The sequence below is a fragment of the Glycomyces mayteni genome, assembly GCF_042428885.1.
GTDB classification, from domain to species: domain Bacteria; phylum Actinomycetota; class Actinomycetes; order Mycobacteriales; family Micromonosporaceae; genus Glycomyces; species Glycomyces mayteni.
Genome location: NZ_JBHMBP010000001.1, coordinates 1,404,719 through 1,430,119, shown reverse-complemented (window position 1 = coordinate 1,430,119; position 25,401 = coordinate 1,404,719). Strand labels below are relative to the sequence as shown.

Below are 25,401 nucleotides of genomic sequence, written 5' to 3'. Positions count from 1 at the left end.
CCGATAGGTCGAAAGGCACTCAAGCCCGGAATGCCGCGAACGCCACGGGCTGGACGGTTATCGCGGCTTTCACCAGGGAAGAGGTTCGTGAGACCGGCGGGATACACCTCGGAAGGCGCTATCTGAACTTGGCACGTTCGAGGGATGCGAAAAGCGCCCCGGAGATCCACTCCGGGGCGCTCGGACAGTGCGGTCTAGGGCTTGGCGGGCTCGTCGTCGTCGTCCTCGATGACCTCGACGATCGGCTCGTCGTCCCACGTGGGGAGGTCGAACTCGCCGTCGCGGACGCCCTCGACGAACGCCTCCCACTCGGATGGCGTGTAGATCAGGATGTCGCCTTCGGGGTCCTCGGCCATGCGCAGGGCCACGAGCCCGTTGTCGGCGTAGCCGATCTCCAGTGCGGCCGGGGTGCCGTCCTCATGGGTCGTGCGCTCCCAGCGGGCCTCGGCGGTGTCGAACTCGCCCTTCAGCGGATGCTCACGCTTCGTCATGGGCCAAGCATAGGAAAGGGCCCGGACCGCGCGGTCCGGGCCCTCTCGGGACGCTCAGCCCTGGTGCGGGTAGCGGTACTCCGTCGGCGGGACGAAGTTCTCCTTGATGGAGCGGGGGCTGACCCAGCGGACGAGGTTCTGCCAGGAGCCGGCCTTGTCGTTGGTGCCCGAGCCGCGGGCGCCGCCGAAGGGCTGCTGGCCGACGACCGCGCCGGTGGGCTTGTCGTTGATGTAGTAGTTCCCGGCCGCGAAGCGGAGGGCCTCGCTCGCGCGGGCGATGGCGGCCCGGTCGGTGGCGAAGACCGCGCCGGTGAGCGCGTACGGGGCGATGTCGGCGGCCTGGCTCACGACGGAGTCGAAGTCGGCGTCGTCGTAGACGTGGACGGCGTTGATCGGCCCGAAGTACTCCTCGGTGAACAGCTCGTGGGTCGGGTCCGCGGACTCGATGAGCGTGGGCTGCACGAAGAAGCCCTGGGAGTCGTCGGCGGTGCCGCCGGTGACCACGGTGGCCTTCGCGTCCCCTTGCAGGCGCTCGAAGAGCGCGGTGTGCTTGGCGTAGGCGCGGGCGTCGATGACGGCGCCGCCGAAGTTCGCGAAGTCGGTGACGTCGCCGTAGGTGATGTCCTCGGTCATGCCGACGACGGCGTCGCGCAGGCCGTTCTTCCACAGCGAGGCCGGGACGTAGGTCCGCGAGAGCGCGGAGCACTTCTGGCCCTGGTACTCGTACGCGCCGCGGACCATCGCCACGGCCAGCGCGTGGGGGTCGGCGCTGGGGTGGGCGACGATGAAGTCCTTGCCGCCGGTCTCGCCGACCAGGCGCGGATAGGTGCGGTAGCCGCCGATGTTCTGGCCGATCGTGGACCACAGGTGCTGGAAGGTCTTCGTGGAGCCGGTGAAGTGGATGCCGCCGAGGTCGGGGTCCAGGAGCGCGGTCTCGGAGTGCTCGCCGACGCCGGTGACCATGTTGATGACGCCGTGGGGCAGTCCGGCCTCGGCGAGCACCTGCATGACGAAGTGCGCGGCGAACTGCTGGGTGACCGAGGGCTTCCACACCACGGTGTTGCCCATGAGGGCGGGGGCGGTGGGGAGGTTCCCGGCGATGGCGGTGAAGTTGAACGGGGTGATCGCGAGGACGAACCCGTCGAGGGGGCGGTGGTCCATGCGGTTCCACAGGCCCTTGGAGGAGACCGGCTGCTGCCGGTAGATGCCCTCGGCGAAGCTGACGTTGAAGCGCAGGAAGTCGATGAGCTCGCACGCGGCGTCGATCTCGGCCTGCGCGGCGGTCTTGGACTGGCCGAGCATGGTCGCGCCGTTGAGGACGTCGCGGTAGGGGCCGGAGATGAGCTCGGCGGCGCGCAGGAAGACGGCGGCGCGGTCGGCGAAGTCGGTGCGGATCCAGTCGTGGCGGGCGGCCTTGGCGGCGGCGACGGCGTCGGCCCACTCGCCCGAGGTGGCCTCGCGGGTGGTGCCGAGGACGTGGTGGCGGTTGTGGGGCTGGACGACCTCGATCTCGGCGCCCGTGCCGCGGCGCCACTGGCCGCCGATGTGGTGGTCGAGGTCGAGGCGGGTGGCGGCGAGTTCGGCGAGCTTCTTCTGGAGGCTCTCGCGCTCGGGCGTCCCGGGCGCGTACGAGTTGATCGGTTCGTTCTCCGGCTTGGGTACCGTAAACAAGGCGTCCATCGCACACTCCCGTTGATTCGACGGCTTTAGCGTTCACTGAGCTTTGAACACGAGGTTACTAGACCGGTGGCGCTACCGCCATCCTCGCACAGTCCGGGCCCTGTGAACTGGTGCGATGCGAACAAGAGCGCCGCTCGGGGGCCCCGGGCCACACCGGCCCGACCGAGGAGTGCGGTCCCGCGCCGCATCCGTACTCTGGGGTCGTGACCAACACGCAGGAGCAGCAAGCCGCCACCGCCGAGTCCGCCCCCGCCGCAGCCGATCCCCGGCCCGGCCGGGTCGCGCTGTGGGTCCTCGGCGCCGCCGCCGTCGCCTCGCTCGCGGGCGTCGTCTACTCCCTGTACCGCCTCACCGGCATGGCCGACGGCCTCGACGACACCGGCGTCATGCTCCTGGCGAACAGCCTGTTCAGCCCCATCATCGTCACCGTCTTCGCCGGAGCCGTCGCCGGAGCGGTCACCCCCCGTCTCGTGAAGGGCCCCCAGAAGGCCCTCGCGGTCCTCGGCTCGCTCGTCCTCGGCGTCGTCACCGGCGCCATCGCCTACCTCGGGTTCGGCGTGGACGCCGACATCGCGCTGGTCCTCGGCCTGGTCCTGCTCGTCTCGGCCGTCGTCGGCGGCCTGTTCGCGCTGCCGCGCCGCACCGTCACCGTCGTCGCGGGCCTGAGCGCGGTCCTGCTGCTGCTGGCGTTCATGTTCGGCCGCGGCTTCTACGAGGCCGCGTCCTCGGTGAGCCTGTTCTCCGACCCGCTCGACGAGTACGGCGCGCTCGGCACCGCCATCCCCTTCATCGCCGGGATCGCCTGCGGCGTCTGCGCGTTCCTGTACCTGCGCCACAAGAAGGCCGGCGTCAAGCTCCTGGGCCACCTGCTCGCGGGCGCCATCCCCGGCGCCGTCTGGCTCGTCTCCACCGTCCTCGCGCAGATCGGCGTCGAGGTGCTCCTGAACGTCGGCCTCAACCAGGTCGCCCCGCTCGACGAGGCGTTCCTCGCCCTGAGCTTCCAGTGGCAGTACAACGGCTCGATGACCGCGCTGTTCGCCGGGGCGCTGTGCGCGGTCTTCGCCTACGGGTTCCTGCTCCCCAAGCCCGCGAAGGCTCAGTCCAAGGACGCCAGGAAGTCCTGAACCTCGGAGGGGGCGTACCAGTCCAGGACGTGCGCCTCCACCGCGTCCAGGTCCGGCTCCTCGGCGGCGAGCGCCCGCGCGACCTCCTCGGCCGCGTCCGCGTCGTCCGCGTGCACCGCCGCGACCCGCTTCAGCTTCACGTCCCCGTCGAAGTCCGCGCCCGTGCCCTCGGCGTGCTCCGCGACCCGCTCGTCCGGCACGTCCGCCGAGACCACGATCCGCCGCGGCGCCCCGCCCGCCAGGAGCGGCAGCGACGCCAGCGCCGCATCCGCGAACGCCGTGTACTCCAGGTCCTCCTCGTCGGCCCCCGGCGCCTCGCGCCGCAGCCACGACGTGACCGTGTGGACGGCCGACACCGGCTTGAGCTCACCGGTGCCGACCAGCTCCCGCAGCATCGCGACGGATGCGGGTACGTAGATTCGCGCCATGCCCTTAGTCTGCTGCGCCGCCGGGCGCGCCGTGGCAGCGCTTGTACTTCTTGCCCGAACCGCACGGGCACGGGGCGTTCGGGCCGGTCTTCTCGACGTGCCGCTGCCCCGGGTTCGCCTGCTGCGCGGGCGGCGCCGTGGCCGCCTTGCGCGGCCCGGCCGAACGCGCCGACTTCGGGGCGACCTTCGCGGCGCCCTTCTGGCCCGCGCCCGGCGTGCGCTTCACGTCCCGCTTCTGGCCCGCGACCGGCTTCGGCGGGCGCTTGAACACCGCGCCGTCCTCCGTCGTCGCCTGGCTCTCCACACCGCTCGCGTTGTCCATCGACGGCGCCGACTGGAGCAGCATCTCCGGCTTGCGCAGCGGCTCCAGGCCCCGGATCGTCGCCTCCGGCTCGGCCGCGGCCCCGCCCTCGGCGGGCTTGGCCTTCAGCTCGGCGTTCATCAGGAAGCGGACCGTGTCCTCCTTGATGCCGTCGAGCATCGTCTGGAACATGTCGAACGCCTCGCGCTGGTACTCGATGACCGGGTCGCGCTGCGCGTACGCCCGCAGGCTGATGCCCTGCTTGAGGTAGTCCACCTCGTACAGGTGCTCGCGCCACTTCCGGTCGATCGTCTGGAGCAGCACCCGCCGCTCCAGCTTCCGCAGCACCTCTTCGCCGAACTCGTCCTCGCGCGCCTTGTAGACCTCGTGCGCGTCCTCCTTGACGGCCTTGAGGAGCGTCTCGGCGTCGAGCTCGTCGAGCCCGCCCGCCTGCTTCACGACCTCCTTGTGCGACAAGGCGATCGGGTAGAGCTGCTTGAACGCCGACCACAGCTCGTCGAGGTCCCAGTCCTCGCCGTAGCCCTCGCTCGTGGCCCCCGCGACGTACGCCTCCAGGACGTCGTCGATGAAGTGCCCGATCTGCTCCGACACGTCCTCGCCGTCGAGCACCTTGCGCCGCTCGTCGTAGATGACCGTGCGCTGGTTGTTCATGACCTCGTCGTACTTGAGGACGTTCTTGCGGATCTCCGCGTTGTGGCCCTCGATCTGCGACTGCGCCGACTCGATCTGGCGGGTCACGAGCTTCGAGACGATCGGCACGTCGTCGGGGACGCGCATCCGGTTCATCATGGCGCGCACCGCGTCCGCGTTGAACCGCTTCATCAGGTCGTCCGAGAGCGACAGGTAGAACCGGGACTCGCCCGGGTCGCCCTGGCGGCCCGCGCGACCGCGCAGCTGGTTGTCGATGCGGCGGGACTCGTGGCGCTCGGTGCCGAGCACGTACAGGCCGCCCGCGTCCTTGACGTCCTCGGCCTCGGCCTTCGTCGTCTCCTCGAACTTCTCGATCGCCTCGGCCCACGCCGCCGCGTAGGTCTCCTCGTCGGCGTCGTCGACGCCGCGCGCGCGCAGGTCGGAGGCCGCCAGGTACTCGGGGTTGCCGCCGAGCATGATGTCCGTGCCGCGCCCGGCCATGTTCGTGGCGACGGTGACGGCGCCGCGCTGGCCCGCCTGCGCGATGTACTCGGCTTCCTTCGCGTGGTTCTTCGCGTTGAGCACGTTGTGCGGGATGCCGCGCTTCTTCAGCAGGCGCGCGAGCATCTCGGACTTCTCGACCGAGACGGTGCCGACCAGGACCGGCTGGCCGGTCTCGTGGCGCTCGGCGATGTCGTCGACGACGGCCTGGTACTTCGCCTCTTCGGTCTTGTAGATGACGTCGGGCTGGTCGCGGCGGATCATCGGCTTGTTCGTGGGGATCGGGATGACGCCCATGCCGTAGACGTTGTTGAACTCCGACGCCTCGGTCTGCGCGGTGCCGGTGATGCCCGCGAGCTTCTCGTACAGGCGGAAGTAGTTCTGGAGGGTGGTGGTGGCGAACGTCTGGTTCTCCTGCTTGATCTCCACCTTCTCCTTGGCCTCGATGGCCTGGTGGATGCCCTCGTTGAAGCGGCGGCCCGGCAGCACGCGGCCGGTGAACTCGTCCACGATGAGCACCTCGTCGTCCTCGGAGACGATGTACTCGCGGTTGCGCTCGAACAGCTCCTGCGCCTTGATGGCGTTGTTCAGGTAGCCCACGAGCGGCGTGTTCACCGAGTCGTAGAGGTTCTCGATGCCGAGGCGGTCCTCGACGCGGGCGACGCCCGACTCCGAGATCGCGATCGTGCGCTTGCCCTCGTCGACCTCGTAGTGCTCGTCGCGCTTCATCGTGCGGACGATGTTCGCGAACTCGGTGTACCAGCGCTTGGAGTGCTCGGCGGGGCCCGAGATGATGATCGGCGTGCGGGCCTCGTCCACGAGGATCGAGTCCACCTCGTCGACGAGCGCGAAGTGGTGGCCGCGCTGCACGAGGCTGTCGGCCGAGCCGGTCATGTTGTCGCGCAGGTAGTCGAAGGCCAGCTCGTTGTTCGTGGAGTACGTGACGTCGGCGAGGTACGCCTCGCGGTGCTTCTCCGAGCCCTCGCCCGGGAGCACGACGCCGACGGACAGGCCCAGGAAGCGGTGGATCTCGCCCATCCACTCGGCGTCGCGTCGCACCAGGTAGTCGTTGACCGTGACCTGGTGCACGCCGTTGCCGGTGAGCCCGTTGAGGTAGACGGGGAGGGTCGAGACGAGGGTCTTGCCCTCGCCGGTCTTCATCTCCGCGATGTTGCCCTGGTGCAGGGCCGCGCCGCCCATGAGCTGCACGTGGTAGTGGCGCATCCCGCGGACGCGCCAGGCGGCCTCGCGCACTGTGGCGAACGCCTCGGGCATGAGGTCGTCGGTGGTCTCGCCGTCCTTCAGGCGCTCCCGGTACTCGTCGGTGAGCGCGCGCAGCTCGGCGTCGGTGAGCGCCTTGTACTCGTCTTCCAAGGAGTCGACCGCATCGGCGATCGCGTTGAGTCGCTTGAGCGCGCGGCCCTCACCGGCCCGCAGTACCTTCTCGAACAACGACACGGAAGATCAGCCCCCAGCAACGTCTTGACCAGATCGGGTGGATTTCCCGGTCAATACTACGCGTAGGCGGTGACTGGCCCGGACGGCCGCCGGTGGGGCACAATCGGAGCCTATGGAACCCGTCACCCTCGACGCCGACGGCCTGCGGCTCGTCGCCTGGGAGCAGCGGCACCTGCCGGATCTGGCCCGGATCTACGCCGACCCGCTCATCGAGCGCTTCCTCGTCATGCCCCTGCCGTGGACCGGGTCCGCGCGCGACCGGTACGTGGAGGTGCAGCGGCGCCACTGGGGCGGGGAGAACCCGCGGTGGGCCGTCGAGGAGGACGGCGTCCTCGTCGGGTCCATGGCGCTCACGAAGTCCTTCCCCGGCGAGATGACCATCACGTACGTGACCGCGCCGTGGGCGCGGGGCCGCGGCGTCGCCCAGCGCGGCATCCGCGCGGCCGTCGCGTTCGGGTTCGACCGCCTCGGGGCCCGGCGCATCGCGTGGGACGCGATCGTCGGCAACCACGCCTCCCGCCTCGCGGCACTGCGCACCGGGTTCACCGTCGAAGGGGTCTCCCGCGGCGGCGTCAACCAGCGCGGGACCACCCGCGACTGCTGGATCGGCGGGATGCTCCCCGGGGACCTGCGCGGCCCCGACGACCCGCCCCCGCACTACGAGACCCTCAAGCGCCAGGCCGCGTTCTTCACCGCCCCGCAGCCGGAGCTGGAGACCGGCGCGGCGGGCCTGCGCCTGCGGCCGGTGCGCGAAGCCGACCTCGACGGCATCGCCGCGGCCTGCGCCGACCCCGACGTGCAGCGGTTCACGCCCATGCCCCGCGACTACGGCCGCGCCGACGCCGAGCGGTTCCTGAGCGACAAGCGCCGCGCCTGGGACCTCGGCGACCGCGTCCTGTACGTGCTCGCCGACGAGGACGACCGGTACTGCGGGTCCGTGGAGCTCATGCTCCGCGAGCCCGGCGAGTCCGAGGTCGGGTACCTGACGGCGCCGTGGGCGCGCGGGCGCGGCTGGATGACCGCCGCCGTCAAGCGCCTGTGCCGCCTCGGCTTCGACGCGCTCGCGCTGGAGCGGATCGAGTGGCGGGCCGACCCGGAGAACGAGGCGTCGCTGCGCGTCGCGCAGAAGGCCGGGTTCACCGTGGAGGGCGTGCGGCGGCGCGTGCGCAGCGGCCCGCTGGGACGCCGCGACTCCGTCATCGCCAGCCTGTTCCCCGAGGAACTGGCGCGCTGAGCCGGTCCATCCGGTGCAAATCAGACTCCCCAAACGGTTGACGCACCGCGCCGGGACTGCTTTTCTGAGGACGTGAAACTCTTCGGACCCGTCGCGACGACGGCGTTCGTGCTGCGGCCCGCCGACCCCGGGACCAGCGTGGACTGCGGGTTCGAGCCCGACGCCGTCGCGGTGTCCCCCGAAGGCGACGCGGTCTGGGGCGCGCTCGCCGTCGAGGGCGCGGGCGTCGCCGGCGTCCGGTACTGGGTCGCCCCCGAGCGGCGCGGCAAGCGGCTCGCCTCGGCGATGCTCCGCACGCTCGCGCCGATCGTGTTCGAGGCCGGCGCGCACCGGCTCGAAGCGCGCCCGCCCGTGCGCGACCACGCCGCGATCCGCGCCGCGCTCGGCGCGGGCTTCCGGCCCGACGGCGGCGTCGCACGCGGCGCGGCCTGGGACGGGACCGCCGCGCTCACCCTCGGCCTGCTCCCCGGCGACGGCACCGGCCCGTCCCCGCGGGTCCTGCCCGACCTGCCCGGCGGGACGCTCTCCGACGGGGTGGTCGCGCTCCGCCCGCTCGACGCCGGGGACTTCGAGGCCCACCTGCGCCACCGCTCCAGCCCCGACGTGTACGCGGGGGCCGCGCTGCCGCTGCCGCCGAGCGCCGAGGAGGCCCGCGAGGTGTGCGAGTGGCGCGCGGCCGTCGACTGGCTGCGCGGGCGCAGCGCGCTCATGGTCATCGACGACGGCGAGGGCTACCAGGGGACGATCGGCCTGTACGACGTGGCGCGGATCGTGGGCACCGGCATGATCGGGTACGACCTGCGCGCGTCCGTGCGCGGCCGCGGCTACGCGACCAGGGCGGTCAACCTGGTGCGGCGCTGGGCGTTCCGCGAGGTCGGGCTCGACCGCGTGTGGGCCGGGACGGACCTCCACAACACCGCCTCGCAGGCGGTGCTGCGCCGCGCGGGCTTCCGTCTGGAGGGCGTGGAGCGCGGCGGACTGCCGACGCTGGCGGGCCGCAGGCGCGACACGTTGGTGTGGGCTGTGTTGAGCAGCGACTAGCGTGCAACCCAACGGGTGGGGCCGGGCGTCGAGGATATAGTTATCGCGTCGCTTCGCTTTGTGGAGGAACCCCCTTTGAAACGCCGGTCCTTCGTCGCCGCTGCCTCGGCGACGTCGCTGCTCTCGCTCGCCGCGTGCGCCGAACCCCAGCAGGGGACGTTCACGCCGGCCCCGATCGTGCCCGTCGTGTCGCTCGACGCCGTCGACGACCATGATCCGTCCCAGCCGTTCAACCTCACCGTGGTGGACGGCATCCTCGAAGAGGTCAACGTGACCTCCGACCGGTCCAAGACCATTGAAGGCGATTTCGCCGAGGACCTCACCTCCTGGACCTCGAAGGGCGTGATGGACGCGGGCTCGGTGCACACCGTCGCCGCGAAGGCCGTCAGCTCCGACGGCACCGTCACCGAGTTCGAGCAGACGTTCACCACCGAGCGCAGGGACGGCACCGGCTTCGGGGTGGCCGACGTGACGCCGATCGTGGAGGGCGAGACGGTCGGCGTCGGCGCGCCGATCATCGTGTTCTTCACCGAGGACGCCCCCGACCGCGCGGAGGTCGAGAAGAACCTCGTCGTCGAGTCCGAGCTGGGCCACGAGGGGGCGTGGCACTGGATCAGCGACTCGCAGGCGATCTACCGGACCAAGGAGTACTGGCAGCCGTACCAGAAGGTCACCCTCAAGGCGAACTTCGACGGCGTGTTCCTCGGCGGCGACACCTGGGGCGACGAGAACTACGAGGCGGTCATGGAGATCGGCCGCTCGCAGACCTCCCACGCGGACCTGGAGACCCACACCATGACCGTCAAGTTCGACGGCGAGGTGGAGAAGGAGATCCCGATCTCGGGCGGCAACGGCGAGGAGTGGGAGTACTACACCGCCACCGGCGTGCACCTGGTCATGGAGAAGTTCGCGGACAAGGTCATGGTCTCGCCCGGGCGCGAGGAGGGCGACGAGGGCTACTACTCGACGCCCGTCAAGTGGGCCACCCGCATCAACGCCTCCGGCGAGTTCGTCCACGGCGCGCCCTGGAACGGGAGCCTCGGCTCGGCGAACCTCTCGCACGGCTGCCTGAACGCGAGCGACGGGAACGCCGAGTGGTTCTACGGGATCGCCCAGCGCGGCGACCCGGTCGACGTCACCGGCTCCCCGCGCGAGATGCCGTGGAACAACGGCTGGGGCTTCTGGATCAAGTCCTGGGACGACTGGAAGTCCGGCTCGGCCCTGTAATCGAGCACAGGAAGCGGGCCCCGGCGAATGCCGGGGCCCGCTTCCGCGTTCGGTCCTAGAGGTCGAGCTTGAGCAGGCCGTAGTCGAAGGCCCTGCGGCGGTAGACGACGGACGGGCGGCCGGTCTCCTTGTCGTGGAACAGGTAGAAGTCGTGGCCGACGAGCTCCATGTTCTGGAGGGCGTCGTCGACGGTCATCGGCTCGCCCGGGTGGATCTTCTCGCGGACGATCCGGCCCGGCAGGTGGTCCTCGACGAGGCCGTCGAAGTGGTCGACGTCCTCGGAGATGAAGCGGGCGCGCGCGGCGCGCTCCTTCGCGTCGGGCTCCGCCACGAGGGTCGCGCCCTCGGGGATGCGGCCGCCGCCGTTCGCGGTCGCCTCGGCCACCGAGATGGGGGCCTTGGCGCCGCTGCGCGAGACGCGCTTGCGGTCGGAGGTCTTGCGGAGCTGGTGCCCGAGCTTGGTCGCCGCGAGTTCGAACGCGGACCTGAAGTCCCCTGCGCACGCCTCGGCGCGGATGACCGCGCCCTTGGGGCGGCAGGTGATCTCGACGCGCTGCGCGTGGTCGGCCTGGCGGGGATTGGGCTCGTGATAGAGCTCGACGTCGATCTTGATCGCCTCCCCGTCGTAACGGGCGAGGTACTTGGCGATCTTGCCTTCGATCTTCTCTTCGACGAGCTCGCGGTAGTGGTCGGGGACCTCTACGTTCCGGCCCTTGACGACGATGTCCACCTCTGAACCTCCCAGGTGCGCCGCGCGCTGCGGCGGCGCTGACGTAGTTGTGCGTGCTGGGTCCGGAGCCGAAGTTCCGGTACGGCGGATGGCACTGCCTCCCTTCTCGGTCAGGACGAATGAGAACACCTCTACACAAGGGGGCGTTCACCTTTGGGCCAACTGGCCTCTGCCGTCTCGTTACCGATCTGAGATTTCGAGACTATCCCCTCGGTCACCGAAAGTCGACCCTTCGGCTACCGGAATTCTCCAATGGTGCGGGGGTGCGCGCACGGATTCCGGCGGAACTGAGATAACTCTTCGCATTCGCGGTCGAACCCTCCGATCGTGATGCCGGGCCGCGCTGTCGGAACCCCGACAGGCACAGGGTTACCGGACTCCCGTCCCGTAAACCCCGGGAGTTCACTTCAGGCCGCGGCGGCGACGACCGCCGCGGGGACCTCGACGCCCGCGTCCCGCAGCACCCGGGCCGCCGCGCCGAGCGTGGCGCCGGTGGTGACCACGTCGTCGACGAGGATCGCGGGCCGCCCGGAGGCGGCCAGCGCCGCCGCGGCGCGGGTGGCGCGCAGGCTGCGCCGGGCGGCGTCCTCGCGCTGGGCGGGGGTGAGGCCGACGGAGTCGGGGCGGGGGCGGGCGCGCAGGCACCGGCGGAGGTCGCCGAGGCCGGCGCAGGCGGCGGCGACGTGGTCGAAGCCGCGGGCGCGGAGGGCGGCGGCGGTGGGCGGGACGGGGACGAGGACGGCCCCGGGGACCTCGGGGGCGAGGACCGCGAGGGCGCGGCCCAGGAGCGCGCCGACCGCGGGGGCGAGTTCGCGGCGGGACCGCTCCTTGTACTCGTTGAGGGCTTCGGCGAGGACGCCTGAATAGGGCCCGGCGGCGACCGTGGGCGGGGCCTCGTGCAACGGGGTGGCGAGGCGCGGGCGCAGGTCGGCGAGTTCGGCGGCGCAGTCGGGGCACAGGCCCCTCCAGACGCCGCCGCCCGCCGCCCGGGCGCTCCGGCAGGAGGCGCAGGCGGCGGGCAGGAACAGGTCCCGGGCGTCCTCGATGAGGTTCACGCCGGGTCTAACGAGCGTCAGGTCCTCAGGGTGACCGCGGGCGGGATTCTTGAGGCGCGCCAGGCGGGGTAGACGCCGGCGACGATGCCGACGACGGCGCCGATGACGGGCCCGGCGGCGAACAGCCCGGGGTCGAAGACGATCTGCCAGTCGCGGTAGAGGGAGACGAACGCGGTGACGTTGACGCCCAGGACCGTGCCGACGAGGCCGCCGATGAGGCCGATGAGGGTGGACTCCCACACGAACTGCATCGCCACGGCCCTGCGGGCGGCGCCGACGGCGCGGCGCAGGCCGATTTCGGAGCGGCGCTCCATGACCGAGACGAGTGCAGTGTTGGAGACGGAGACGGCGCCGATGACGAGCGAGACGGCCGCGAGGCCGAGCAGGAGCGCCTGCATCTCGTTCTCCACGCCTTTGCGGAAGGACCGCAGGTCGGAGGGTTTGGAGACCGACAGGTTGTCGGGGCCCTCGGGGAACACGGCGGTCGGGGCGGTGTCGGCGACCTTGTCGGCGGCGCCGAGGTCGGTGCGGATGAAGACCTGCGCGGCCGCGAACTCCTGGTCGGCTTCGAGGCAGGGGGTCGGGGGGACGATGACCGCGCCGGTGAGCTTGGCCTCGCCCTCGGGCGCCTGGTAGACGCCGATGAGGGCGTACTCGCGGCCGTCGACGTAGATCATCGGCCCGCCCGCGAGGGACGAGTAGCCGAGGTCGCGGGCGGCGGACTCGTCGATGACGGCGACCTGGTCGCCGCGGGCGACGTGGCCCTCGTCGAAGGCCGCGCCCTTGGTGAACTCGAAGCCGTACGCGTCCATCGCGCCCGGCTCCATGCCGAACACGGGGACCTCGCGGACGTAGTCGCCCGCTTCGGTGCGGGAGGCGGCGAGATCGTCGGTGGAGCCGCAGACGATCCCGGCGTCGGCGACGCCGTTGATCTCGCGGACCCGCTGGGACGCTTCGAGGGTCGGCGCGTATCCGGCGTCCCTCATGTTGTCGGAGAACGACACGGTGACCTGGGTGGCCTCGGTCGCGTCGAAGCGCTCGGCGATGGCGGCGGCCGAGGTGGACGAGAGGCCGACGGTGGCGACCGTGGCGGCGATGCCCAGGGCGATGCCGATGGCGGTCATCCAGGTCCGCATGGAGCGCCCGCGCAGCGACTGGATCGCCTCGTAGGCGATGCCCATGGAGCGGACGCCGAAGCGGCCGGGGGCCTTGGGGATCTCGTCTTTCGCGGCGCGCCTCTCGGCCTTGGCGGCCCGCTTGGCGGCGCGGCGGGCCTTGCGCCCCTTCGGCTCCGGCTCGGCGGCGCCGTCGTTCCCGTCGGGGACGACGTACTCCAGGAGCTCGGTGTCGGTCTCGCTTTCGCGCCGGCGGCGGGCCATCAGCCGTTGCCCCGGTCGCGCCAGGCGATCACGACCTCGTCTCCGGCCGCGAGCTCGCCCTCGACGGGGACGACCACGCCGCGGCCCTCGTGGCGCAGGGACACGTCCACTTCGACGTGCCGCTCGGTGGTGCCGTCGGCTTCGAGCACGGTGATCATGGTCCGGTCCTCGGAGTCGGTCCACAGCGCCGAGAGCGGCACGATGAGCGCGTCCTCGGCGGAGCGGGCGCGCACGAGCGTGACCTCCTGCTCCTCGCCGGGGGCGAGGTCCTCGATGCCCTCGACGGCCTCGGCGTCGAACTCGAAGACCGCGAAGGTCTTCTCGGTGGTCTCGACCTCCTCGCCCTCGTAGGACTCCTCGCCTTCGACCTCGCGGGTCTCCAGCTCGAAGCCGCCGACCTCCTGGCCCTCCAGGGGTCCGTTGCCGTATTCGAGCTCGGCGCCGTCGCCGAGCTTGGACAGCTCGGAGCCGACCTCCTCGTCGAGCTCGGCCTCCAGCTTCCAGTCGCCGGAGGCGAGCACCAGGACGGTGCCCTCGACGGGCGCGGACTGCTTGGCGTTGACCTTGGAGACCTGCATGGGCAGGTCGGGCAGGAACACGACCTCGGACGCGGGCAGCGCCACGCGGTCCACAGTGGTCGTCTGGGCTCCGCCGGTGTTCTCCTCGCCCTCGCCTTCGGCGCCGCCGTCGCCGGTGTCGCCCTCGGCGTCGTCGGTCTCGGTCTCGACCTCTTCGGACACGGTCGCGTGGTCGTAGCCCGCGTGGTCGTAGAGCTTCTTCAGGTCCGAGGCGGTGCGCGAGTCGAACGTCCCGGTCTTGGGCGTGCCGTAGATCTGCTGGAGCGCCAGCTGCAGCTGCTCCACGTCCGGGCCGGTGTCGCCCTCCCGCAGGTCGCGGTAGGCGGGCACGTCGCCTTCGAGGGCGATCATGGGGCGGCCGGACACCTCCAGGAGCACAGTCCCGGCCTTGACCTCGTCGCCGACCTCGACCGGGAGCTTCGAGGCCAGCGCGGTCTCGATCCCCTCGGGGGCGGTGGGCGCCGGGACCTCGAAGTCCCCGGTCCGGTCCAGGACCGCCTCGAATTCGAGGGTGTCGATCAGCTGCTCCTGGTCGACCTTGACGGTGATGACGCTGTCGTCGGGTTCGGCCGTCTCCTCGGCCCGCTGGGCCGGGGTCCGCGCCTGCGCAGCGAAGTACCAGGCAGTGGCCGTCGCGCCGAGCAGCGCGACAGCGAGCACCCCGCTGACGACATGGCTTTTCGTGAGCCGCATGTTGAAGTCCTCCTCCGCCCCGAAGACGCGTGCAGAGGAGGCCCGGGTTGCGACCGTTTCGTCTCGATTCGGTAACGGCACCCTCAGTGGCGTGCCGAAACGGTGACGCGGCCTCAGTTGTTGAGGCCCACCGACTTCATGCGGTCCTGGTGGGCGCGGGTGAGGCGGCGCAGGAGCGCGTCGAGGGTGCCGCCGTCGCCGACGATGATCCCGGTGAGGCGCTCGTTGGCGGCGGCCACGCCCTGGGCGCGGTTGATGCCCTCGCCGACGAGGCGCCGGGCCCACAGGGAAAGGCGGCCGGTGACCGACTCGTCGGCCTCGACGGCGGCGCGGATCTCCGCGGCGGCGAGGTCGGCGGCGCCGGACTCGGCGAGGACGGTCTCGATGACGGTGCGGTCGGCGTCCTCCAGGCCCGAGGAGACGGCGCGGAAGAAGTCGTCGGCGACGGCGTCGCCGAGGTAGACCTTCACCAGGGCTTCGAGCCAGTCGCGCGGCGAGGTGGACGCGTCGAAGGAGCGGAACGCCTCGCGGAACGGGGCCATGGCCTCGGCGGGGTCGGCGCCGAGGGCGTGCAGGCGGTCGGCGATGAGCCGGTAGTTGCGAATCTCACCGACGGCCGCCTCCGAGAGGGCCGCGCGTCGGCCGAGGTCGGGGGCGAGACGGGCGTCGAAGACCATGCGCTCGAACGCGAGCAGCTCGCCGAGGGCAAGCAGCCCAAGGAGTTCGACGACGGCCTCGCGGCCGGGGGGCTCGGTCGCCGGGGCGGCGGTCGGGGCGGGATCTGAAGTCTCGGACACCGGGGCAGGTTACCACTGGGCCGTCGCGGCCCTCGCCTTCACGGGGGTGTCGCCGATCGGACCGTTCCGTGCGTCTTCGCAGGCCAGAAGGGCCGGATCGGGGGCCTGGGAGGGAAGGCGCGCCTCGCCCGGGAACGGCGCACCGAGACGATGGTGCCGGGAGAGCGTACGATGGACGGGAGGGACCGCGGCCCCGACGGGGCGACCCTGTACCAGGCGGTCCTCAAGCGGTACCGGTTTCTTCACCGGGCCGCTCCTGCGAAGCGGCGACTCACCGAATCCGGCGGTCGTCGCCGCTGTGTAAAACGAGACATGATGTGGCGCCGAGTTCCCCGGATCTGGTGACGTCCTCCGCCACGAGGTGAACAGAGTGAACGAAGTGAACAACGACCGGCCCGTGAACGACGGGCCGACATTCGCGGCCCTGGGAATTCGGGAAGAGACCGTCGAAGCGCTTGCAGCGCTTGGAATCGAGCGGGCCTTCGCGATCCAGGAGTACGCGATTCCCATCGCCCTCCGGGGCTCCGACATCATCGGGCGCGCCCCCACGGGCACCGGCAAGACCTTCGGGTTCGGCCTCCCGATCATCGACCGGATCACGTCCGCCGGCGAGGGCTCCGACGGCCGCCCGCAGGCGCTGATCCTGGTCCCCACGCGCGAGCTGGGCCTCCAGGTGGCCCGCGACCTGGAGGACGCGGGCAAGACCCGCTCCATCCGGGTCCTGCCGATCTACGGCGGCCGCGCGTACGAGCCGCAGGTCGAGGCCCTGAAGGCGGGCGTCGACATCATCGTCGGCACCCCGGGCCGCCTGCTCGACCTCTACAAGTCGAAGCACATCAAGCTCGACGGCATCAAGCACTGCGTGCTCGACGAGGCCGACCGGATGCTCGACCTCGGGTTCTCCGAGGACGTCGAGAAGATCCTCAAGCTCCTGCCGGAGCGGCGCCAGACCATGCTGTTCTCGGCGACGATGCCCGACACGATCATGTCGCTGTCGCGCCGCCACATGAACCGCCCGATCACCGTCGCCGCGGACGTCAAGGGCCCCGACGACGAGGCCGTGTCCAAGACCCGGCAGCTCGTGTACATGACCCACGCGCTCAACAAGATCGAGGTGACGGCCCGGATCCTCCAGGCCAACGGCCGCGGCCTGACGATCCTGTTCTGCCGCACCAAGCGCGCCGCGCAGAAGCTCGCCGACGAGCTGGACTTCCGCGGCTTCGCGGTCGGCTCGGTCCACGGCGACCTCGGCCAGAACGCGCGCGAGCGGGCCCTGCGGGCCTTCCGCTCGGGGAAGATCGACGTGCTCGTGGCGACCGACGTGGCCGCCCGCGGCATCGACGTCCCCGACATCACGCACGTCATCAACTTCGACGCGCCCGAGGAGGCCGAGACCTACGTGCACCGCATCGGCCGCACCGGCCGCGCGGGCGCGACGGGCATCGCCGTCACGTTCCTGACGTGGGAGGACCTCCCCCGCTGGAAGATCATCGTCAAGGCCAACGGCCTCGACCTCGGTGAGCCGCAGGAGACGTACCACACCTCCGACCACCTGTACACCGACCTCGACATCCCCGAGGGCGCCCCGCCGGCGCTCCCGAGCGAGCTCCGCAAGCGCGACGGCCTCTCCGCCGAGCGCGAGGAGAACGTCGAGGGCGAGCCGCGCAAGAAGGGCCGCTCCCGCAGCCCGCGCGGGCGCGGCCGCGAAGGCGGCCGGGGCCAGAGCGACCGCCGTGGCGGCGGTCGCGAGGGCTCCCGCGACAGCGCCCCCCGCGGCGGCTCCTCCCGCGACGGTGCTTCCCGTGACAGTGCTTCCCGTGACGAGGGCGACCGCCCCGAGCGCCGCTCCGACGCCGAGGGCGACGCCCCGCGCAGCCGCCAGCGCCGCCGCATCCGCACCGACGAGGACGCCGCCCCGCGCGAGTCCAAGCCGCGCGCGGACGCCCCCGCCGCGACCGCCGACGCCGAAGGCGACGCCCCCGCGCGCCGCCGCCGCCGTCGCCGCCGCCCCACCGGAGGCAACGACCGCCAGGCCCCGAGCCAGGACTAGGCCGTGAGCGAACGCCGCGGGCGGGGTCCCCCCAAAGGGGACACCGCCCGCGGCGTTTCGTCGTACCCGCCGGGCACCGTCGATTCGGGGGCGCTCGAAAACCGCCGCCCGCGGCGCTCCACCCTGCCCGCGTCCTGTCACACCTCCGAGGCACCCTTGTGCCGGGGGCCCAACGCAGCGCCGCCCACGGCACCCCGTGCTGCCCCCGACCTGTCGCACCCCCGAGGCACCCTTGTGCCGGGGCCCAGCGCAGCGCCGCCCACGGCGCCGCGGGCTGCCCGGCGTTAGGCTTGCGCCATGAGCGACGAGAGTCCCGCCTATGAAGGCCCGCCGGTGAGCGTGCCGCCGCCTCCGGGGTGGCGGGTCGAGTCGGTGGCGCTGCCCGGGGAGCCGCGGCGGATGCCGCCGCAGGACCATGCGGCGATCGACGCGGCGGAGCAGCGGGCGCGGCTGGTGACGCAGTGGCTGACGCTGGTGTCCGTGGCGCTGATGTTCACGGTCCTCATCATCGGGCTCGTCGAGTTCTAGACGGACCGAAGCCCCCGTCCCGGTCCGGGACGGGGGCTTCGGCGTGTCCGCGTCAGTTCTGGACGACGCCGCCCCACACCATCTCGGCCCCGGTGTGCCCGGTCTGGAACAGCCACCAGGCCGCCAGGCCCAGCAGCGCCAGGGCGATGAGGCCGATGACGAACATGATCACCTTGCGCCCGCCCGCGGCCGGGTCGTCCGAGCCCGTGGCGGTCTCGCCGTCCTCGGGCGCCGCGGGCTTGGGGGCGTCGCCGCCGCGCAGGAGCGCGGCGCGGCGCCCGCGGTCGAGGCCCGTGAACAGGAACCACACGGGGATGAGCGCCAGGAGCGTCCACAGGAGCCAGTAGGCGTTGTCGTGGTGCTGCTGCACCGCGTCGGGCCAGCCGTCGGGGTAGGTGAAGTCGGCGAACTGCTGTCCGGAGAGGATCGACCCGTACACGGTCGCGGGGGCGACGAGCACGAGGATCGCCGCGGCCCAGCCGATCCGCTGGCGCAGCGGCGGAATGAGCAGGTAGGCGGCGCCGAGGAGCACGAGCAGCGCCACGAAGATGATCGGCGCGTGCACCGCCAGGGGGTGCAGGGGCAGGTCGAGAATCGTCGTCATGGGTTCATTGAACCCTAAAGCGATCACCAACCGGTAGCGCCGGATGAACTTTCGAAGTGGGCGGCGTAGCTCATGACCGCGTCGGCGATCAGCTGGACGGCGATCGCGGCGAGGAGGACGCCCGCGATGCGGGTGAGGACCTCGATGCCGCCGCGGCGCAGGATCTTGACGAGGACGCCGGAGAAGCGCATCACCAGGTAGATCAGGAAGTGGATCACGACGATGGCGAGGGCGATCCACAGGTAGTCGGTGCGCGAGGGCGCCTGCTGCACGAACAGGATGACCGCGACGATCGCACCGGGGCCCGCCAGGAGCGGGGTGCCGAGCGGGACGAGGGCGATGTTGGAGGTCGCGGCCTCGTTCGGGTCGTCGGCCTTGCCGGTGAGGAGTTGGAGGGCCACGAGGAGGAGCAGGAGCCCGCCCGCGCCCTGGAGCGCGGCGAGGTCGATGTGGAGGTACGAGATGATCTGCTGCCCGAGCAGCGCGAACAGCGAGATCACCCCGAGCGACAGCAGGGTCGCCTGGAGTGCCGCCCGGTTGCGCTGCCGCTTGTCCATGGTCCCGGTGAGGGCCAGGTAGATCGGCACGATCCCGGGCGGGTCCATGATGACGAAGAGCGTCACCATGACGGTCAGCAAGTATTCGAGTCCACCCACGCAGCGAGTATGGCAAGTCCGCCGCGTCACAGCCGCGGATTCCGACCCTTGTGTTACGTGCGGCTCAGCGCCGGGTCACCCCGAGGGGACGTAGTCCGCGACCGGGAGCACCGCGCCCGCGGGCGGGGTGAGCAGCGACATGACCGGGGTCTCGCCGGTGTAGTCGATCATCATCCAGGTGGCGTCGTCCGGGTTGTACGACACCTCCCAGCGGTTGTACGGGTCGCTGAACATCATGCTGGAGCTGTAGAACCGGTCCTCGTACTCCCCCAGGTCGGCGGCGTCCATGGGGAAGTACATGTCCCCGCTGACGCTGTCGGTCGTGGCCCTGACGGCCGCGACGGCGGAGTCGCTCCCGGCGGTCGCCGTGAGGTCGTCCTTGATCCGGTCGGTCGCGAACGGCCCGCACTCCTCGCCTTCGCGGGCGACGCCGCCGAAGGCGTCGAGGTCGGCGACGCACACGTAGTCGGGGTTCGTCGAGTCGATGACGGCGACCGACTCGAACCCGGCCGCGGCGACCGAGGCGAGGTTCCAGTCGTTCTGGTCGTTGAAGTAGTAGGTGCTCTCGGAGCCGCCGGTGGTGGACCAGATGTCGGCGGTGAAGACCGCGGTCCTGGCGTCCCAGTTCATGAGGGTCAGGTCGTAGCTGACCGAGAACGTGGTCGCGTCGGCGACGGCGGCGAGGGTGACGTCGTTGAGCGCGTAGGACTCCTCGGTCATCTCCGCGTTCGGGGTGACCAGCGCGTACTCGGTGGCCGCGACGTTGACGGTGCCGTACGTGTTCGGCCCGGGCGAGGCGTAGGACGCGCTCATGGAGCCGTCGAGGCTGTAGACGTCCGTCACCTCCCGCTCGGGGTCTTCGAGGACGTACGCGTCGTCCAGGCGCAGGACGCTCTGCGGCTCGTCCTGGCCGACGGGGATCGTCTCGCCGTCCTCGTTGACGATCGCGTAGCCGTCGTCGCTGCGGACGAGGAACTCCATGCCGAGGTCGTTGCGGACCTCCGCGGTGCTGGAGGTGTCGGCCGCGATGGTGCCCTGGTCCTGGAGGTCCATGAGCGGCTGGAACGCGAACACGCCCGCGCCGATGACGAGGAGGCCCGCGCCGCCCGCGGCCGCGCCGATGCGGCGGCGGCGCCGGATGCGGTGGGCCCCGGCTATGGCGAGGTCGGCCAGGGCCGGGTCCTCGACCGACCCGGGCGCGCGCTCGGCCTGCTCGGCCAGCCCGCTGCGCAGGAGGGCCTCGATGTCCCCGTTCACGCCGCCTCCCTCGGTTCCATGGCCACGCCGAGCGCGGCGGCGGGTGTGCCGAGGCGCTTGCGCATGCCCGCGAGGGCCCGGGAGGCCTGGCTCTTGACGGTGCCGATCGAGATGCCGAGGATCTCGGCGATCTGGGCGTCGGAGCGGTTCTCGTAGTAGCGGAGGACGAGGACCGCGCGCTGGCGCTTGGGGAGGGCGGCGATGTGGCGCCACATGGCGTCGCGGACGGCGCCGTGCTCGGTGAAGTCGCGGGAGAGGTCGGCCCGGTCCTCGAACACCTCGGTGGGCTTCTCGCGGTTGGAGCGCTTGCGCCACCAGGAGGCGTTGGTGTTGTAGAGGATGCGGCGGGCGTAGGCGTCGATCGAATCAGTCGTCCTGATCCGGCTCCACGCCAGGTAGGTCTTCGTCAACGTCGTCTGCACCAGGTCCTCCGCTGTCGCCCAGTTCCCCGTGAGGAGATACGCCGCACGATGCAGCGCGGCCGAGCGCGCCGCCACGTACTCGCGGAACTCCTCGTCCTGAGACGATTTGACCTCGCTCACGCGTCTCCCTGGGGGGGTCGAACAACAGACGACGTACCCCCGGTGGAAAGTTGCCCCGCAGGGCGGAATTCTGCCAAAAGATGGGTGTCATCGGCAACCGAGGGTTGGTACGAAAGCGAGTATACGAAGTAGGTGCCAAGGGCCGCCTCCCGGATTCATGCCACGAGTCCCCCGTCATGCCGGGACGGCGAACGCCCGCCGGCGGGTGCCGGCGGGCGCGCTCGTGAACGGGTCGGGACGCGGTCAGGTGCCGTCGCTCTTGCCGGGGACGGCGGCCTCCCCGTCGGGGATGAGGTCCTCCTCGGGCTCGGCCATGCGCTCGTCGACCGCCTCGGGCTCGTACATCTCCTCGCACATCTGGAGGTAGAGCTCGTTGGGGTTCGGCAGGTGCGGGACGTTCCGCAGCGCCTGGTCCTGGCCCGCGGACTCGATGATGAACTCGCCGTAGTTGAGCATGCGGCCCATCGGCGTCTGCGAGTACTTCATGTCGGTGACGCGCCCGAGGGGCATCATGGCGACCGAGCGGGTGATGACCCCCTGGATCAGCATGATCCGCTTGTTGGTGAGGATGAACCGGTCCATGTACCAGTCGAGGATCTTCCAGCCGACGAAGCCGAGGATCAGCAGCCACACGATGACGGTGACGGACAGGGCGGTGTCGCGGTTCGCGTTGTCCCACTTCGTGAGCATGCCGGAGGCGAGGCCCATGATGAAGGTCGAGAGCGTGCCGATGATGTACCAGGGCATGAGGTGGACCCAGTGGCGGCGCCACTCGCCGCGGTACTTCTCGGTGGGGAAGAGGTAGCGCGCCGAGATCGGCGACGGGACGTCGGGGACGGCCGGGGCGCGCACGCCGGAGAGCAGCCCCCCTGCGGGGCTGTCGTCGAAGCGGACGCCGTCGATGTCGGAGGCGGCGGCCGCGGGGGCGCCGGGCGAGACGCCCGGGGGGAACTGGAATTCGCGCGTGGGGGACTCGGCGCCCGGGGCGGGGCCGTCGGAGGGGGCGCGGGGACTGGGGGGTTCCAGCGGCTCGGTGTCCTTCATGTCCCCCGAGCCGCCTGCACCGGAATCGGTCATGGCGTCGCCGTGATCAGGTCACGAGGTTCGTGAAGAACGCTGCGAAGCCGTTGGCGGCATCGAGGATGCCGCCGGCGAGTGATCCGACGACACCGCTGGCTTCGTCCGGCCTGAAGGCTACAAAGAACACCAGGAACGCAAGTCCGCCCCAGGTCAGAATCTTCTTCAACATCCTCACCCCTCCCGTCAAAGGGTCCTGGCCGATCGTTCGTCTGGCGCAGGCTGGCACGAGTCTACCGTACGAGCATGACTCGGCTTTCAGTTTTCTGATGGGCCCCGACGGTGTGAGCCGAGGGGCCGATCGACGGGCTACAGCGTAACAACATCGTTCCACTTTTGCCCGACTCCGCCTATCTACCAGCGGAATAACCTATTCGGTTGTGCCACGGGCGAGCTTACCCCAAGTCACGTTCCATTGGCTCAATGTAGGCGCATCGCCCCCGCGAACCCCAGGGAAGCGTCAGGTATCCGACACTGCTCCCTGCATCTGCACCTTCAGGGCCGCTGCTCGAACACGTGTTCCCTCACCCACGCGTGCATGGCGATCCCGCTCGCGACGCCCGCGTTGATCGAGCGCGTCGATCCGAACTGGGTGATCGAGCAGACCATCGCGCAGGCGTCGCGGACCGGTTCGGACAGTCCCGGGCCCTCCTGGCCGAACACGAGGACCGCGTTGCGCGGCAAGGAGGCCGTCTCGATGGGCACGGAGCCGGGGAGGTTGTCGATCCCGACGACGGCGAGGCCCTCGGCGGCGGCCCAGGCGGTGAACTCCTCGACCGTGGCGTGGTGCTCCACGTGCTGGTACCGGTCGGTGACCATGGCCCCGCGGCGGTTCCAGCGGCGCTTGCCGACGATGTGGACGGTCTTCGCCAGGAACGCGTTCGCGTTGCGCACGACGGTGCCGATGTTGAAGTCGTGCTGCCAGTTCTCGATCGCCACGTGGAAGTCGTGGCGGCGGGCGTCGAGGTCGGCGACGATCGCCTCGCGGGTCCAGTACCGGTAGGCGTCGACCACGTTGCGGCGGTCGCCGCCGCGCAGCAGCTCCGGGTCGTACCGGTCGCCTTCGGGGAGCGGGCCCTCCCAGGGCCCGACCCCGACCTCCATCGCGTCCTCATCAGTCACGCGGACCATTGGAGCACAGGGCCCGCGGGCGCGATGGGGAGCGGAGGGCATGGCGCCGCCCCGGCGGCTACGGGGGAAACCGACCGGGGCGGCGCGTTTCATACTAACGACCGCACGTCTGCGACTGGGCACACACCCAATTGAATTCCCTTGCCGCAGAAGGAAATCGGGTTACCAGTGGCCCCACGTCACTCCGAGTTCCACTCGTCTCAGAGGTGCGGGGCCGGGCGGGCTCAGGAGGGCGGGAACCAGCGCAGCGCGTCGGGGTTGGCGAGCGCGTCGCGGGCGATGGCCTCCTCGGGCCTGACGCCTTTGAGGATCTTCTTCACCGGCACCTCCACCTTCTTCCCGCTGAGCGTGCGCGGGACCTCGGGGACCTGCCGCACCTCGTCGGGCACGTGCCGCGGCGACAGCTGCTCGCGCAGGGCCGCGGTGATCCGGCGGCGCAGGTCCTCGTCCAGCTCCGCGCCGTCCTTGAGGGCCACGTACAGCAGGAGCCGGTCCCGGTCGTCGTCGTCCAGGTGGACCACGAGGGAGTCGGCGACGCCGTCCACGGCCTCCACGACCGCGTAGAACTCCGAGGTGCCCATGCGGACCCCGCCGCGGTTGAGGGTGGCGTCGCTGCGCCCGGAGATGACGGCGGAGCCGCGGTCGGTGATGGTGATCCAGTCGCCGTGGCGCCAGATCCCGGGGAAGTCGGTGAGGTAGGTGTCCCGGTAGCGGTGCTTGAGCGGGTCGCCCCACAATCCCACGGGCATCGACGGCATCGGGGAGGCGATCACCAGCTCCCCCTCGCGCCCGATCCCCGGGCGCCCCTCGGGGTCGAAGGACTGCACGTCCGCGCCGAGGCACCGGCACGACAGCTCGCCGCGCCACACCGGCACCGTGGGCGCGCCGCCGATGAACCCGGTGCACAGGTCCGTGCCGCCCGACAGGGACTGGAGCTGCGCCGTCGCCGAGACCGACTCGTACACGTAGTCGAAGCCGACCGCCGGGAGCGGGGCGCCCGTGGAGCCGATGCCCTTGAGGCGCGAGAGGTCGGCCTCCTCGGACGGTTTGACGCCGCGCGAGCGGCAGGCCATGAGGAACGGCGCGCTCGTGCCGAAGAACGTCGTCCCCGACGCCTCGGCAAGCCGCCACATCCCGGCCGGGTCCGGCATCCCGTCGAACAGGACCACGCCCGCGCCGACGATCGGCGCCGACACGAGGTAGTTCCACATCATCCAGCCGGTCGTGGAGTACCAGAAGAACCGGTCGCCGGGGCCCAGGTCGTGGTGCAGCGAGTGCATCTTCGCGTGCTCGATCGCCATGCCGCCGTGGGAGTGGACGATCGCCTTCGGCAGGCCCGTGGTCCCCGAGGAGTACAGGATGTAGAGCGGGTGGTCGAACGTGAGCGGCTCGAACGCGACGCCCTCGTCGTAGGCGCAGAACCGGTCCCAGGTCTCGCCCTCGACCGCCGCGTCCGGGTCCAGGTACGGGAGGGTCACGACCGAGCCGAGCCCTTCGAGGCCGCGCACGACGCGGCGCACGTCCTCGGTGCGGTCCACCGACTTCGGCCCGTACCGGTAGCCGTCCACGGCCACGAGGATCTTCGGCTCGATCTGCGCGAACCGGTCGAGAACGGCCTTCGCGCCGAACTCGGGGGCGCAGCTGGAGAACACCGCGCCGAGGCTCGCCGAGGCGAGCATGAGCGCGAACGTCTCGGGGATGTTCGGCATCCAGGCCGCGACGCGGTCGCCGCGGCGCACCCCGTGGGCGACGAGGCCCGCGCGGGCGCGGGCGACGGCCTCGCGCAGGTCCGCGAGGGTCCACTCGACCGGCCCGCGCGTGTCGGAGTAGGCGCGCACGAGCACGTCGTCCTCGGCCACGCCCGGCGCGGTGAGGACCGCTCTCGCGTAGTTGAACGTCTCGTCGGGGAACCACACCGTGTCGGGCATGGTCTCGTCGGCGAGGACCCGGTGCTCGGGGACCGTGGAGCCGAGGCCGAAGTACTCCCACACCGCGCCCCAGAACGGGCGCAGGCGCTCGACCGAGTACTGCCACAGCGCGGGATAGGAGGTGAGGTCGCGCTCCTCCCGCCGCGACAGCCACTGGCCGAAGCGGCCGATGTTCGTCGTCTCCACCGCGTCAGGGCGCGGCAGCCACAAGACCTCGCTGGTCACGATCGCCTCCCGGTCTCCACAGCACTGTGGTCCAC

General features: G+C 71.1%; 23 protein-coding genes. 6 read left to right on the top strand and 17 right to left on the bottom strand.

Going from position 1 to position 25,401, the window contains the following annotated elements:
- Positions 1 to 194 precede the first annotated feature (194 nt).
- Both ACFFXY_RS06515 and pruA read right to left on the bottom strand, forming a co-directional pair.
- Positions 195 to 491 (bottom strand): DUF397 domain-containing protein, encoded by a 297-nt coding sequence (locus ACFFXY_RS06515; RefSeq protein ID WP_106363980.1) that lies wholly within the window; start codon positions 489 to 491, stop codon positions 195 to 197.
- A gap of 54 nt (positions 492 to 545) precedes the next feature.
- Entirely contained in the window at positions 546 to 2,171 is a 1,626-nt protein-coding gene (pruA, locus tag ACFFXY_RS06510) for an L-glutamate gamma-semialdehyde dehydrogenase (protein WP_382347261.1), read from the bottom strand.
- A gap of 203 nt (positions 2,172 to 2,374) precedes the next feature.
- Here pruA and ACFFXY_RS06505 point away from each other — a divergent pair, with 203 nt between their 5' ends.
- Positions 2,375 to 3,295 (top strand): hypothetical protein, encoded by a 921-nt coding sequence (locus tag ACFFXY_RS06505; RefSeq protein WP_382347258.1) that lies wholly within the window; start codon positions 2,375 to 2,377, stop codon positions 3,293 to 3,295.
- Here the strand turns inward: ACFFXY_RS06505 and ACFFXY_RS06500 are convergent.
- Together ACFFXY_RS06500 and secA are read right to left on the bottom strand one after the other, a co-directional pair.
- Positions 3,268 to 3,723 (bottom strand): DUF6912 family protein, encoded by a 456-nt coding sequence (locus ACFFXY_RS06500; RefSeq protein ID WP_382347255.1) that lies wholly within the window; start codon positions 3,721 to 3,723, stop codon positions 3,268 to 3,270. The genes ACFFXY_RS06505 and ACFFXY_RS06500 overlap by 28 nt on opposite strands.
- A 4-nt stretch (positions 3,724 to 3,727) precedes the next feature.
- Complete coding sequence (gene secA / locus ACFFXY_RS06495; protein ID WP_382347252.1) at positions 3,728 to 6,634, bottom strand: preprotein translocase subunit SecA; 2,907 nt, start codon at positions 6,632 to 6,634, stop codon at positions 3,728 to 3,730.
- 112 nt (positions 6,635 to 6,746) lie between these two features.
- Here secA and ACFFXY_RS06490 point away from each other — a divergent pair, with 112 nt between their 5' ends.
- The 3 genes from ACFFXY_RS06490 (at position 6,747) to ACFFXY_RS06480 (ending at position 10,136) form a co-directional block, all read left to right on the top strand.
- The gene (locus ACFFXY_RS06490; protein WP_382347249.1) at positions 6,747 to 7,868 is read left to right on the top strand and encodes a GNAT family N-acetyltransferase; all 1,122 of its coding nucleotides are present in this window, start codon (positions 6,747 to 6,749) and stop codon (positions 7,866 to 7,868) included.
- Between the two features lie 72 nt (positions 7,869 to 7,940).
- Positions 7,941 to 8,909 carry a GNAT family N-acetyltransferase gene (locus ACFFXY_RS06485; RefSeq protein ID WP_382347246.1) on the top strand — a complete coding sequence of 323 codons (969 nt, stop codon included), beginning with the start codon at positions 7,941 to 7,943 and terminating at the stop codon, positions 8,907 to 8,909.
- A 75-nt stretch (positions 8,910 to 8,984) separates the two neighbouring features.
- Entirely contained in the window at positions 8,985 to 10,136 is a 1,152-nt protein-coding gene (locus tag ACFFXY_RS06480; RefSeq protein ID WP_382347243.1) for an Ig-like domain-containing protein, read from the top strand.
- A 55-nt stretch (positions 10,137 to 10,191) separates the two neighbouring features.
- On the opposite strand, the gene hpf is transcribed toward ACFFXY_RS06480, so the two are convergent.
- The 5 genes from hpf to ACFFXY_RS06455 form a co-directional block, all read right to left on the bottom strand.
- Positions 10,192 to 10,866: a ribosome hibernation-promoting factor, HPF/YfiA family gene (gene hpf, locus ACFFXY_RS06475; RefSeq protein ID WP_359944960.1), complete on the bottom strand. Its 675-nt coding sequence runs from the start codon at positions 10,864 to 10,866 to the stop codon at positions 10,192 to 10,194.
- A gap of 407 nt (positions 10,867 to 11,273) precedes the next feature.
- Positions 11,274 to 11,921 (bottom strand): ComF family protein, encoded by a 648-nt coding sequence (locus ACFFXY_RS06470; RefSeq protein WP_382347239.1) that lies wholly within the window; start codon positions 11,919 to 11,921, stop codon positions 11,274 to 11,276.
- Positions 11,922 to 11,938: 17 nt separating this feature from the next.
- Complete coding sequence (locus ACFFXY_RS06465; RefSeq protein WP_382347236.1) at positions 11,939 to 13,300, bottom strand: ABC transporter permease; 1,362 nt, start codon at positions 13,298 to 13,300, stop codon at positions 11,939 to 11,941.
- Positions 13,300 to 14,571, bottom strand: a complete 1,272-nt coding sequence (locus tag ACFFXY_RS06460; protein WP_382347233.1) for a permuted SH3 domain-containing protein — start codon at positions 14,569 to 14,571, stop codon at positions 13,300 to 13,302. The genes ACFFXY_RS06465 and ACFFXY_RS06460 overlap by 1 nt, the downstream gene beginning before the upstream one ends.
- A gap of 113 nt (positions 14,572 to 14,684) precedes the next feature.
- On the bottom strand, positions 14,685 to 15,368 hold the full coding sequence (locus ACFFXY_RS06455; protein WP_382347230.1) for a ferritin-like fold-containing protein: 684 nt from the start codon (positions 15,366 to 15,368) through the stop codon (positions 14,685 to 14,687).
- Positions 15,369 to 15,738: 370 nt separating this feature from the next.
- On the opposite strand from ACFFXY_RS06455, the gene ACFFXY_RS06450 reads away from it, so the two are divergent.
- Positions 15,739 to 17,418 (top strand): DEAD/DEAH box helicase, encoded by a 1,680-nt coding sequence (locus tag ACFFXY_RS06450; RefSeq protein ID WP_382347227.1) that lies wholly within the window; start codon positions 15,739 to 15,741, stop codon positions 17,416 to 17,418.
- 297 nt (positions 17,419 to 17,715) lie between these two features.
- Positions 17,716 to 17,946: a hypothetical protein gene (locus ACFFXY_RS06445; protein ID WP_382347224.1), complete on the top strand. Its 231-nt coding sequence runs from the start codon at positions 17,716 to 17,718 to the stop codon at positions 17,944 to 17,946.
- A gap of 52 nt (positions 17,947 to 17,998) precedes the next feature.
- Here ACFFXY_RS06445 and ACFFXY_RS06440 read toward each other — a convergent pair whose 3' ends face one another.
- The 8 genes from ACFFXY_RS06440 to ACFFXY_RS06405 all read right to left on the bottom strand — a co-directional run bounded on the left by ACFFXY_RS06440 (position 17,999) and on the right by ACFFXY_RS06405 (position 25,366).
- Positions 17,999 to 18,550 carry a hypothetical protein gene (locus ACFFXY_RS06440; protein WP_382347221.1) on the bottom strand — a complete coding sequence of 184 codons (552 nt, stop codon included), beginning with the start codon at positions 18,548 to 18,550 and terminating at the stop codon, positions 17,999 to 18,001.
- A 23-nt stretch (positions 18,551 to 18,573) separates the two neighbouring features.
- On the bottom strand, positions 18,574 to 19,206 hold the full coding sequence (locus tag ACFFXY_RS06435; RefSeq protein WP_382347218.1) for a MarC family protein: 633 nt from the start codon (positions 19,204 to 19,206) through the stop codon (positions 18,574 to 18,576).
- A gap of 75 nt (positions 19,207 to 19,281) precedes the next feature.
- Entirely contained in the window at positions 19,282 to 20,463 is a 1,182-nt protein-coding gene (locus ACFFXY_RS06430; protein ID WP_382347215.1) for a hypothetical protein, read from the bottom strand.
- Positions 20,460 to 21,005, bottom strand: a complete 546-nt coding sequence (locus tag ACFFXY_RS06425) for a SigE family RNA polymerase sigma factor (RefSeq protein WP_382347212.1) — start codon at positions 21,003 to 21,005, stop codon at positions 20,460 to 20,462. Before ACFFXY_RS06425 ends, ACFFXY_RS06430 begins: the two co-directional genes overlap by 4 nt.
- A gap of 243 nt (positions 21,006 to 21,248) precedes the next feature.
- Positions 21,249 to 22,082 carry a PH domain-containing protein gene (locus ACFFXY_RS06420; RefSeq protein WP_382347209.1) on the bottom strand — a complete coding sequence of 278 codons (834 nt, stop codon included), beginning with the start codon at positions 22,080 to 22,082 and terminating at the stop codon, positions 21,249 to 21,251.
- A gap of 13 nt (positions 22,083 to 22,095) precedes the next feature.
- Entirely contained in the window at positions 22,096 to 22,254 is a 159-nt protein-coding gene (locus ACFFXY_RS06415; RefSeq protein ID WP_176953298.1) for a hypothetical protein, read from the bottom strand.
- A 323-nt stretch (positions 22,255 to 22,577) separates the two neighbouring features.
- Complete coding sequence (locus ACFFXY_RS06410) at positions 22,578 to 23,213, bottom strand: TrmH family RNA methyltransferase (RefSeq protein WP_382347201.1); 636 nt, start codon at positions 23,211 to 23,213, stop codon at positions 22,578 to 22,580.
- A 224-nt stretch (positions 23,214 to 23,437) separates the two neighbouring features.
- Positions 23,438 to 25,366 (bottom strand): acetoacetate--CoA ligase, encoded by a 1,929-nt coding sequence (locus tag ACFFXY_RS06405; RefSeq protein WP_382347198.1) that lies wholly within the window; start codon positions 25,364 to 25,366, stop codon positions 23,438 to 23,440.
- Positions 25,367 to 25,401: the final 35 nt, after the last annotated feature.

Bases quoted from the DNA above. Each gene is read 5' to 3' on its own strand.
- ACFFXY_RS06515 (WP_106363980.1), bottom strand. From the start codon at position 491: ATGACGAAGCGTGAGCATCCGCTGAAGGGCGAGTTCGACACCGCCGAG.
- pruA (WP_382347261.1), bottom strand. From the start codon at position 2,171: ATGGACGCCTTGTTTACGGTACCCAAGCCGGAGAACGAACCGATCAAC.
- ACFFXY_RS06500 (WP_382347255.1), bottom strand. From the start codon at position 3,723: ATGGCGCGAATCTACGTACCCGCATCCGTCGCGATGCTGCGGGAGCTG.
- ACFFXY_RS06490 (WP_382347249.1), top strand. From the start codon at position 6,747: ATGGAACCCGTCACCCTCGACGCCGACGGCCTGCGGCTCGTCGCCTGG.
- ACFFXY_RS06465 (WP_382347236.1), bottom strand. From the start codon at position 13,300: ATGGCCCGCCGCCGGCGCGAAAGCGAGACCGACACCGAGCTCCTGGAG.
- ACFFXY_RS06460 (WP_382347233.1), bottom strand. From the start codon at position 14,571: ATGCGGCTCACGAAAAGCCATGTCGTCAGCGGGGTGCTCGCTGTCGCG.
- ACFFXY_RS06445 (WP_382347224.1), top strand. From the start codon at position 17,716: ATGAGCGACGAGAGTCCCGCCTATGAAGGCCCGCCGGTGAGCGTGCCG.
- ACFFXY_RS06440 (WP_382347221.1), bottom strand. From the start codon at position 18,550: ATGACGACGATTCTCGACCTGCCCCTGCACCCCCTGGCGGTGCACGCG.
- ACFFXY_RS06420 (WP_382347209.1), bottom strand. From the start codon at position 22,082: ATGACCGATTCCGGTGCAGGCGGCTCGGGGGACATGAAGGACACCGAG.
- ACFFXY_RS06415 (WP_176953298.1), bottom strand. From the start codon at position 22,254: ATGTTGAAGAAGATTCTGACCTGGGGCGGACTTGCGTTCCTGGTGTTC.
- ACFFXY_RS06410 (WP_382347201.1), bottom strand. From the start codon at position 23,213: ATGGTCCGCGTGACTGATGAGGACGCGATGGAGGTCGGGGTCGGGCCC.